The 9,762-nt window shown below is 74.2% G+C and carries 8 protein-coding genes and 1 pseudogene; 6 read left to right on the top strand and 3 right to left on the bottom strand.

Features of this window, described 5'->3' with window-relative positions; translation table 11 throughout:
* The 3 genes and pseudogenes from AE652_RS26280 to AE652_RS26270 form a co-directional block, all read right to left on the bottom strand.
* The coding region (locus AE652_RS26280) for a sensor domain-containing diguanylate cyclase (protein ID WP_049655775.1) at positions 1-1,199 on the bottom strand (1,199 nt) is incomplete at its 3' end.
* Between the two features lie 361 nt (positions 1,200-1,560).
* Positions 1,561-2,685, bottom strand: coding sequence for an adenylate/guanylate cyclase domain-containing protein (locus AE652_RS26275; protein WP_049655773.1), 1,125 nt, complete (start codon positions 2,683-2,685; stop codon positions 1,561-1,563).
* 173 nt (positions 2,686-2,858) lie between these two features.
* Positions 2,859-3,763: pseudogene (locus AE652_RS26270) on the bottom strand (biotin--[acetyl-CoA-carboxylase] ligase).
* A gap of 233 nt (positions 3,764-3,996) precedes the next feature.
* Between AE652_RS26270 and AE652_RS26265 the strand changes: the two are divergent.
* The 6 genes from AE652_RS26265 to AE652_RS26245 all read left to right on the top strand — a co-directional run bounded on the left by AE652_RS26265 (position 3,997) and on the right by AE652_RS26245 (position 9,577).
* Positions 3,997-5,586 carry an acyl-CoA carboxylase subunit beta gene (locus AE652_RS26265; RefSeq protein WP_049655771.1) on the top strand — a complete coding sequence of 530 codons (1,590 nt, stop codon included), beginning with the start codon at positions 3,997-3,999 and terminating at the stop codon, positions 5,584-5,586.
* Between the two features lie 29 nt (positions 5,587-5,615).
* Positions 5,616-5,834 (top strand): acyl-CoA carboxylase epsilon subunit, encoded by a 219-nt coding sequence (locus tag AE652_RS26260; protein ID WP_049655770.1) that lies wholly within the window; start codon positions 5,616-5,618, stop codon positions 5,832-5,834.
* 138 nt (positions 5,835-5,972) lie between these two features.
* The gene (gene mmpB / locus AE652_RS47490; protein ID WP_181970605.1) at positions 5,973-6,113 is read left to right on the top strand and encodes a morphogenic membrane protein MmpB; all 141 of its coding nucleotides are present in this window, start codon (positions 5,973-5,975) and stop codon (positions 6,111-6,113) included.
* 47 nt (positions 6,114-6,160) lie between these two features.
* The gene (locus AE652_RS26255; RefSeq protein WP_049655768.1) at positions 6,161-6,763 is read left to right on the top strand and encodes a nucleoside triphosphate pyrophosphatase; all 603 of its coding nucleotides are present in this window, start codon (positions 6,161-6,163) and stop codon (positions 6,761-6,763) included.
* 67 nt (positions 6,764-6,830) lie between these two features.
* A complete protein-coding gene (locus AE652_RS26250) occupies positions 6,831-7,565 on the top strand; it encodes a hypothetical protein (RefSeq protein WP_049655766.1) in 735 nt (244 codons plus the stop codon).
* Between the two features lie 236 nt (positions 7,566-7,801).
* Positions 7,802-9,577, top strand: a complete 1,776-nt coding sequence (locus tag AE652_RS26245) for a biotin carboxylase N-terminal domain-containing protein (RefSeq protein ID WP_049655764.1) — start codon at positions 7,802-7,804, stop codon at positions 9,575-9,577.
* The last annotated feature ends 185 nt before the right edge of the window (positions 9,578-9,762 follow it).

Below are 9,762 nucleotides of genomic sequence, written 5' to 3'. Positions count from 1 at the left end.
CGCCCGTCCGCCCGGTGGTGCGGGTCGGCGGCGTCGGCGAGCAGCACGGTGGGGTCGGGCGAGAAGCCGGGGCCGTGGCTGCGCCCGGCGACGACGGGGTGGGCGGCCCGGGCGGCCTTGGCCCGGTACTGGGCGGCGTCGGCGAGCCGGAACAGCCGGTCGGGGGTGGTGACGGGCCCGATCGAGTCCCCGGTGGAGGCGACCCCGCAGGCCACGCCCTCGCCCTCGGAGAGCGCGAGCGCCCGGGCGCACAGCTCCTCGGCGACGGAGACCACCTCGTCGGCCTTCTGCCCCTCCACGAGCAGGCAGAACTCGTCGCCGCCGAGCCGGGCGGCGAGGCTGCCGGGGAGCTTGGCGGCGGCCAGCGAGAGCTGGTGGGCGAACCGCTCCAGCAGCCGGTCGCCCATCTCGTGGCCGAGCTGGTCGTTGACCCGCTTCAGCCCGTTGACGTCGCAGACCACCAGGGAGACCACGGTGTTGTCCCGGTTGTGCGCCTCCAGCGCGCTCTCCAGCCGGGCGTCGACGGCGCGCCGGTTGGCCAGGCCGGTGAGCGGGTCGGAGAAGGCGAGCCTGCGCAGGTCGGCGAGGCGCTCGGTCTGCGCCAGCCCGGCGGAGACCTGGGCGGCGAGCAGGGTCGCGTAGTCGGCGTCGGCCTCGGTGAACTCGGGCATCCCGGCCGACCGGGCGAGGTACAGCTCGCCCCAGGCCTGGCCGTGCAGCACGACCGGCGCGACCACGCAGCAGGCCCGCCCGCGCCGGCGCAGCGCCGCGGCGCGCTCCTGGCAGTACGCGCCGGCCGTCGGGTGGGCGTGCCCGGCGTGCTGCACGCTGTTCTCGGCGCTCTGCAGCCAGGCGCGCGGCAGCCGCCCGGTGGTCCAGCGCTCCTCCAGGTACGTGACGATCTCGGGGAAGTCGGCGACCGGGTACGACTCGTCCTCGGGCAGCGCCTCCTCGCCCGGGGCGAGGTCGCCGTGGTTGACCAGCACCCGCAGCCGGCCGGACTCGCGGTCCCAGACGGAGACGGCGGCCATGGTGGCGCCGAGCGCCTCGGTGGCCCGGGCGGCGGCGGCCCGGACGGCCTCCAGCGGGGTGAGCGCGGCGGCCATGTCCTGGGCCAGCTCGACCACGGACTGCAGCCTCAGGTCGGGCAGCGGGTCGGAGTGCCGCGAGCCGCCGCAGTCGCAGTCGCGGTCCGTCATGATCGCCTCGCTGCTCACCGGCTCGCCTCGCTCCCTGTGCTCGGTCCTGCCGGACCCCCGTCGGCCGGCCGCACCCGACCGGCCGCTTGCACCAAGACTAGGGCGGTTTCGTTCGCTTATGCCCCGTTTGCCCGGGCGGACCCGCAGCAGAACGTACGGGTTTCAACCGTTCAGCACCCGCAACCGCCCGTCCGCCGTGGGGAAGCGTGCCCACGAACGCCGTCACCGCATGCGTCTGCCCGCGGACGGCCGAAGCGCGCGTCCCCGTACGTCCACCGGATGCGTCTTCCCCGCGCGGGCCCGCCGTACGCGCGCCACCCGCGTACGGCCGCCACCCGCCTACGGCCACCGCGCGCGGGCGCTACTCGGCCTTCAGCCGCCGGGTGAGCAGCCACGGCTCGACCAGGCCGAGCCCCCGCACCGGCCGCCGCCACATCGGCTGCAGGTGGAACCGCGCCCCGGCGTCCGGTCCCGGGATCGGCAGCCCGGAGGCGGGCATCCCGGCCGCGGCCGACAGCGCCTCGGCCAGGCCGGGCCCCTCCGCGTCGGCCGGGGCGACGCTGCCGTTCTGCTCCAGCGCGGCGGCGAACTCGCCGTCGATCAGCACCGCGTCCTTGGGCGCGATCGAGGTGAGCCGGCTCGCCAGGTTGACGGTGGTGCCGAAGACGTCGCCCATCCGCGAGGTGACCGTGCCGAAGGCCATGCCGACCCGCAGCGGCGGGATGGTGTCGTCCCCGGCCAGCGCCTCGATCAGGCTCAGCGCGATCTCGGCGGCGGTCGCCGGGTCCTCGGAGACGTAGAGGATCTCGTCGCCGAGCGTCTTGATCACCCGGCCGCCCTGGCCGGCGATCAGGTCCGAGCAGGTGTTCTCGAAGGTCTCGACCAGCTCGCCGAGCTCCTCCTCCTCCAGCCGCCGGGACAGCCTGGTGAAGCCGACCAGGTCGGCGAAGCCGACGGCGAGCCGCCCGCTGGTGATCTCGTGGTCCTCGGCGGCCTGCACCACCCGGCCGGTGACGGCCGCCAGCTGGCGCCGCCAGACGTACACCAGGAACTGCTCCAGCTCCGGCAGCAGCAGCTCGACCAGCGGGTACGCGACGTCGGCGCGGGTCAGCCCGGGCTCGACGGCCTGGGTGAGGTTCTCCAGGAAGGTGTCCATCTGCCAGCCGGCCAGCCGGGCCGTGGTCTGGCCGGTGGAGCGGGCCACCTGGATCGCCATCGACTCGCTGAGCAGCCCGGACTCGACCAGGCCGGCCAGCCGCCGCAGCGCGATCACGTCGCCGTCGGTGAGCGCCCGGGACTGCCCGATGTCCGGGAAGCCCATGGCGCGCCAGAAGCGGGTGGCCAGCTCCATCGGGACGTCGGCGGCGCGCGCGGCCTGGTACGGGGTGTAGCGGCGCGGCGCGTCCAGGATCAGGCGCTCCAGTTCGAGCGCGACCGTGGGGTCGTTGCTGCCCGCCGTCGCGCCGCTGCTGCCGTCCTCTGCCACCGGTCCGTCCCCGTGCGATCGCCGCACTCGCCTCGTGTCCTACCTGTCCGGGCGCGCACTCCGCCACCCGGGCGGGCAGTGGCGCGCCTCACACCGCTGCCAGGTGGAATGTTCGCACGGAATCGTCGGATCCGGGGCATCAGCCCGGGTCAAGGAGAGGTGAAGAGTGCCGTTCAGCGGGGCTCGGGGCGTACGTGGACGACGTCGCCCGCGCCGACCGCCCGGCGTACGCCGTCGGGTGTGCGGACCACCAGCCGCCCGTCGCCGTCCACCGCGACGGCCTCGCCGACCAGCTCGCGGTCGCCCGGCAGGTGCACCTTCACCTGGCGGCCGAGCGTGGTGCAGCGGTCCACGTAGGCGCGCAGCAGGTCGCTGGCGTGCGGGTCGCCCGCGGCGGCCGTCCACTCCCGGTACAGCTCGGCGAGTTCGCGCAGCAGGGCGCGCAGCAGGGTGCCCCGGTCGGTGGTCGTGGCGCCGGCCAGCGCGAGCGAGGCGGCGGTGGGGACGGGCAGCTCCTCCGCGCGCAGCGAGACGTTGAGGCCCATGCCGACCACCACCGCGCCGCCGGCCAGCTCGGTGAGGACGCCGCCGAGCTTGCGCTCCGCGCCGTCGATCTCCGTCTGGAGGTCGTTGGGCCACTTCAGCCCGACCTCGACCCCGGCGACCCGGCCCAGCGTGCTGGCCGCGGCCACCCCGACCAGGATCGGCAGCCAGCCGTACCGCTCGACCGGCACCTCCTCGGGGCGCAGCAGCAGGGACAGGAACAGCCCGGAGCGGGGCGGGGCGGTCCACCGCCGGTCCACCGCCGGTCCAGCCGGCCGCGGGCGGCGCTCTGCGCCTCGGCCACCAGCACCGCGCCCTGCCCGGCGCCCGCCGCGGCCCGGGCGGCGAGGTCGCTGTTGGTGGAGCCGGTCTCGGCGACGACGTCCAGGGAGGTCCACAGGCCGCCCGGGACGAGCAGGTCGCGGCGCAGCGCCTCCTCGTCCAGCGGCGGACGGTCCAGGTCGGTCCAGGGCGACGGTCCGGCGTGGCCGAAGCCGCGCAGTCCGCTGCGGCGGGGGGTCTCGGGTGCGGTCATGGGAAAACCCTAGAGCGGGTCCGGGACGTAGGCCGCCCCATCGTCCCGCAGAACACCCGTCAACAGAACTGTGTCGATGGTCATGACGCCGGGACGTGCCGGACAGCCCTCCGCGCTGGCTACGCTACCCAGCGGTAGTTCGTAGCGCCGCCCTGCCCTCATGCGCGGGCCCACCACCCGGCCCCGCGCGCACTCGAAACAGGTCGCGGCCATGGATCAGGGAGAGCCACCGGATGACCGAGGCGCCGTACGACCCCCACACCACCGCCGGCAAGCTCGCCGACCTGCGGCGCAGGCTGGACGAGGCGGTGCACTCCGGCTCGTCCAAGGCCGTGGAGAAGCAGCACGCCAAGGGCAAGCTGACCGCCCGCGAACGGGTCGTGGAACTGCTGGACGAGGACTCCTTCGTGGAGTTCGACGAGTTCGCCCGGCACCGCTCGACCAACTTCGGCCAGGAGAGGAACCGGCCGTACGGCGACGGCGTGGTGACCGGCTACGGCACCGTGGACGGCCGCCAGGTCGCCGTGTTCGCCCAGGACTTCACCGTCTTCGGCGGCTCGCTCGGCGAGGTCTTCGGCGAGAAGATCGTCAAGGTGATGGACTTCGCGCTGAAGACCGGCTGCCCGGTCATCGGCATCAACGACTCCGGCGGCGCCCGGATCCAGGAGGGCGTGGTCTCGCTCGGCCTGTACGGCGAGATCTTCCGCCGCAACGTGCACGCCTCCGGCGTCATCCCGCAGATCTCGCTGATCATGGGCCCCTGCGCGGGCGGCGCGGTGTACTCCCCCGCGATCACCGACTTCGTGGTGATGGCCGACCGGACCTCGCACATGTTCATCACCGGCCCCGACGTGATCAAGACCGTCACCGGCGAGGACGTCGCGATGGAGGAGCTGGGCGGCGCGCGCACCCACAACACCAAGTCGGGCAACGCCCACTACCTGGCCGCGGACGAGAAGGAGGCGATCGAGTACGTCAAGAGCCTGCTCTCGTACCTGCCCTCCAACAACCTGAGCGACCCGCCGTCCTACCCCGAGCAGGCCGACCTCACCGTCACAGCGCAGGACCTCGAACTCGACACCATCGTGCCGGACTCGGCGAACCAGCCGTACGACATGCGCAAGGTGATCGAGCACATCGTCGACGACGGCGAGTTCCTGGAGACCCAGCCGCTGTTCGCGGGCAACATCATCACCGGCTTCGGCCGGGTCGAGGGCCAGTCCGTCGGCATCGTCGGCAGCCAGCCGATGGACCTGGCCGGCTGCCTGGACATCAACGCCAGCGAGAAGGCCGCCCGCTTCATCCGCACCTGCGACTCCTTCAACGTCCCGGTGCTGACCTTCGTGGACGTGCCCGGCTTCCTGCCCGGCACCGAGCAGGAGTGGGACGGCATCATCCGGCGCGGCGCCAAGCTGATCTACGCCTACGCCGAGGCCACCGTCCCGCTGATCACCGTGATCACCCGCAAGGCCTTCGGCGGCGCCTACGACGTCATGGGCTCCAAGCACCTGGGCGCCGACCTCAACCTGGCCTGGCCGACCGCGCAGATCGCCGTGATGGGCGCGCAGGGCGCGGTCAACATCCTGCACCGCCGGGAGATCGCCGAGGCCGAGGCGGCCGGCACCGCCGAGGAGAAGCGGGCCGAGCTGATCGCCTCGTACGAGGAAACCCTGCTGAACCCCTACCTGGCCGCCGAACGCGGCTACGTGGACGCGGTGATCGCGCCGAGCGAGACCCGCCGGCACATCGTCCGCGGCCTGCGGGCGCTGCGCGGCAAGCGCGAGGTGCTGCCGCCGAAGAAGCACGGCAACATCCCCCTGTAGGCCCCGTCCCTGTCGGGAGAGAACCAGCCATGTCGATCCACGTGCTGCACGGGCAGCCGACCCCCGAGGAGCTGGCCACCGTCCTGGCGGTGGTCCAGGCCCGGGCCGCCGCCGCACAGGCCGCCGCCGAGGCGGCCCGCAGGGCCGGCGCCGGCCCGGACTCCCCCTGGGGCGACCGCGCCCGCCGGCTCCGTCTCGCCGCCCGTCCGGGCCCGAACGCCTGGCGGACCTCGGGCTGGGCGCACTGAACTCCGCGGCGTGGAGGGGGAGAACGGCCCCGCCGCCCTCCCCCTCCGTGCCGTACCGGGCACCCGGCGCCCGCTTTGCCCGAAACCTGAGTACGGATACTCAGGCGCCCGCACCCCCGCGCGGCGCACTCTGGACGGGTGCTCTGGTCAGACCCCCGTGACGAGCCCTCGCCCGAGGCCCGTCGGATGCAGGAGCGGATGCAGCGGGCCGGCAAGGTGCTCGCCGCCCTCGTGCTGGTCGGCGCCGTGCTGATCATGATCTCCCGCTCCTTCACCTGAGCCGTTCACCCGAACGGCGGACACCGGCACCCCCTACGCTGGTGGACATGACCGACCAGCGCCCCCTCGTCCTCGCCTCCGCCTCCCCCGCCCGCCTCGGGCTGCTGCGCCAGGCGGGCCTCGACCCGCGCGTGGTGGTCAGCGGCGTCGACGAGGACGCGATCACCGCCGCCACCCCCGCCGAGCTCGCCCTCGTCCTGGCCGAGGCCAAGGCGAAGGCCGTCGCCGCCGAACTCGCCGACGGCGAGCTGGTGATCGGCTGCGACTCCGTCCTGGAACTGGACGGCCGGGCCCTCGGCAAGCCCGCCGACGCCACCGAGGCGCTGGCCCGCTGGCAGTCGATGCGCGGGCGTTCCGGCGTGCTGCGCACCGGCCACTGCGTGATCGACACCGCGACCGGCCGGCAGTTCTCGGCCACCGCCTCCACCACCGTCCGCTTCGGCACCCCGGACGACGCCGAGATCGCCGCGTACGTGGCCTCCGGCGAACCGCTGTACGTGGCCGGGGCGTTCACCCTGGACGGCCGCTCCGCGCCGTTCATCGACGGCATCGACGGCGACCCGGGCAACGTCATCGGCCTCTCCCTGCCGCTGCTGCGCCGGCTGCTCGCCGACCTCGACGTGCGCATCACGGATCTGTGGGCGAACTGACCTCCCGAACACCGCGGCGGTGCCCCTAAGCTGACCGGCGTTCGAACGGGGGGAGGGGACGCGGCAGATGACCGACAGCGTGCTCAACGTGGTGCTCGGCCTGGTGGCCAGCGCGATCAGCGCCGGCCTCGGCTGGCTCGCCCAGGCGCTGCGGCGGCGCCGCAGGGTCGAACGGGTGCGGGCGTTCTTCGGGCTGCCGGGCGGCAGCGAGTGCCTGATCGTGGTGCCGCGCAGCATCGGGACGGGCTCGCACGCCCACACCGTGACCCGGCGCGACGCGTACGCCCTGATGTGGCTGGCCGGGCTGGTCGAGGAGTGCGGGGCGCGGCCCGAGCTGGTGGCCCACGACGCCGCGCACCGCGGCCTGGGCGCCAAGACCGAGCTGTGCCTGGGCGGTCCGGTCAGCAACGAGCGGATGGCCGCCCACCTGGCCTGGGGCCTGCCGGGCGTGCTGATCACCTCGGGGCCGGGCCCGGGCAGCAACGTCCTCGTGGTGGGCGAGCGGGACTTCACCGCCGGCCCGGACGAGACGCACGTCCTGCTCGCCCGGATCGCCACCCCGGACGGCGGCCGCCCGGTGTTCCTGGTCTCCGGCCAGACCGGCACCGCCAACCAGGCCGGGGTGCGCTACCTGGTCGCCCACCACCGCGAACTCGCCCGGAGGCACGGGCAGGACGGCACCTTCGCGCTCGTCCTGCGGGTCGTCAACCCGGAGGCGTACGGGCCGGACATGGTCGAGGTGGCGGCCGACGTGACGGCCGAGGCGCTGCGGCGGCCCGCCGCCCGCTCCGGCGCCGCTTGAGCGGCCCGCGCGAGACTGTGGCCCATGCCACCCTCCCGCCGCGCCGCGGGCCGGTCACCCGCTGTGGCCCCCGCCGATCCGGGCGGACCGGCGCCGACCTGCGACGTCGTCCACGGGGCCGCCAGCGGGCCCGGAAAACCCATCACCGAGCGTGTGGGATAGTTCACAACCCGGGGCTACTCGCCGGTACTGCCCAGGAATCCATAAACTCAACGAGGTTCAAGAAGGGAGCCACAGTGCGCAAGGTGCTCATCGCCAACCGCGGGGAAATCGCTGTCCGCGTCGCCCGTGCCTGCTCGGACGCCGGTATCGCCAGCGTCGCCGTCTACGCCGAGCCGGACCGGGATGCGCTGCACGTCCGCGCGGCCGACGAGGCTTACGCGCTGGGCGGTGACACCCCCGCTACCAGCTACCTGGACATCGCCAAGGTCCTCAAGGCGGCCGCCGACTCCGGTGCGGACGCCGTCCACCCCGGCTACGGGTTCCTGTCGGAGAACGCCGACTTCGCCCAGGCCGTCCTCGACGCGGGTCTGATCTGGATCGGCCCGCCGCCGCAGGCCATCCGCGACCTCGGCGACAAGGTGACCGCCCGGCACGTCGCCCAGCGGGCCGGTGCCCCGCTGGTGGCCGGCACGCCGGACCCGGTCTCGGGCGCCGACGAGGTCGTCGTCTTCGCCCGGGAGCACGGCCTGCCGGTCGCCATCAAGGCGGCCTTCGGCGGCGGCGGACGCGGCCTCAAGGTCGCCCGCACGCTGGAGGAGATCCCCGAGCTGTACGAGTCCGCGGTGCGCGAGGCCGTCGCCGCCTTCGGCCGCGGCGAGTGCTTCGTCGAGCGCTACCTGGACAACCCGCGGCACGTGGAGACCCAGTGCCTGGCCGACAAGCACGGCAACGTGGTGGTCGTCTCCACCCGTGACTGCTCGCTCCAGCGCCGCCACCAGAAGCTGGTCGAGGAGGCGCCCGCGCCGTTCCTGACCGCCGAGCAGAACGCCGAGCTGTACCGGGCGTCCAAGGCCATCCTGAAGGAGGCCGGCTACGAGGGCGCCGGGACCTGCGAGTTCCTGGTCGCGCTGGACGGCACGATCTCCTTCCTGGAGGTCAACACCCGTCTCCAGGTGGAGCACCCGGTCACCGAGGAGGTCACCGGCCTCGACCTGGTCCGCGAGATGTTCCGGATCGCCGACGGCGAGGAGCTCGGCTACGGCGACCCCGAGGTCCGCGGCCACTCCTTCGAGTTCCGCATCAACGGCGAGGACCCGGGCCGGAACTTCCTGCCCGCGCCCGGCACCGTGACGCTGTTCGCCCCGCCGTCCGGCCCGGGCGTGCGCCTGGACTCGGGCGTGGAGACCGGCTCGGTCATCGGCCCGGCCTGGGACTCGCTGCTGGCCAAGCTGGTCGTCAGCGGCCGCGACCGCAAGCAGGCCCTGGAGCGGGCCCGCCGCGCGCTGGCCGAGTTCAAGGTGGAGGGCATGGCCACCGCCATCCCGTTCCACCGGGCGGTCGTCACCGACCCGGCGTTCGCGCCCGAGGTGCACGGCGGCGACGGGCCGTTCACGGTCTTCACCCGGTGGATCGAGACCGAGTTCGACAACACCATCCCGCCGTTCGCCGGCGCGGCCGGTGACGGCGAGGAGGCCGAGACCCGGGAGACCGTGGTGGTCGAGGTCGGCGGCAAGCGGATCGAGGTCTCGCTGCCGTCCTCGCTGGGCGTCACGGCGGCCCCGGCGGCCGGTGCCGCGGGCTCCGCCAAGGCCAAGCGCCGGGTGGGCGCCAAGAAGGCCGGCTCGGCCGTCAGCGGCGACACCCTGGCCTCGCCGATGCAGGGCACCATCGTCAAGGTCGCCGTGGAGGAGGGCCAGGTCGTCGCCGAGGGCGAGCTGATCGTGGTCCTGGAGGCGATGAAGATGGAGCAGCCGCTGAACGCCCACAAGGCGGGCACCGTCACCGGCCTCAAGGCCGAGGTCGGCGCGAGCGTCAGCAGCGGCGCCGCGCTCTGCGAGATCAAGGACTGACACCGTCCCTGACCCCGGACCGGTCCGTACGCCCCTCGGGGGGTGTGCGGACCGGTCCCGTTTCCGCGGACCGTAACCGTACGGGCTCAGCGCCCGCGCGGCAGGCCCAGTTCGGCCAGCCTGGCGGGCATGCCGCCCGGGGCGACGGGCCCGCCGTGCGCGCCGGGGCGGCGCTGGCCGGGCAG

Source organism: Kitasatospora sp. MY 5-36 (assembly GCF_001182915.1).
Lineage (GTDB): Bacteria > Actinomycetota > Actinomycetes > Streptomycetales > Streptomycetaceae > Kitasatospora.
The sequence above is the reverse complement of the archived record's forward strand: the minus strand, read 5'-3'. Positions and strand labels throughout refer to the sequence as shown.

Excerpts from the sequence above, each read along its gene's own strand:
- AE652_RS26265 (WP_049655771.1), top strand. The coding sequence starts at position 3,997 with ATGACCGAGGCGCCGTACGACCCCCACACCACCGCCGGCAAGCTCGCC.
- AE652_RS26260 (WP_049655770.1), top strand. The coding sequence starts at position 5,616 with ATGTCGATCCACGTGCTGCACGGGCAGCCGACCCCCGAGGAGCTGGCC.
- AE652_RS26255 (WP_049655768.1), top strand. The coding sequence starts at position 6,161 with ATGACCGACCAGCGCCCCCTCGTCCTCGCCTCCGCCTCCCCCGCCCGC.
- AE652_RS26250 (WP_049655766.1), top strand. The coding sequence starts at position 6,831 with ATGACCGACAGCGTGCTCAACGTGGTGCTCGGCCTGGTGGCCAGCGCG.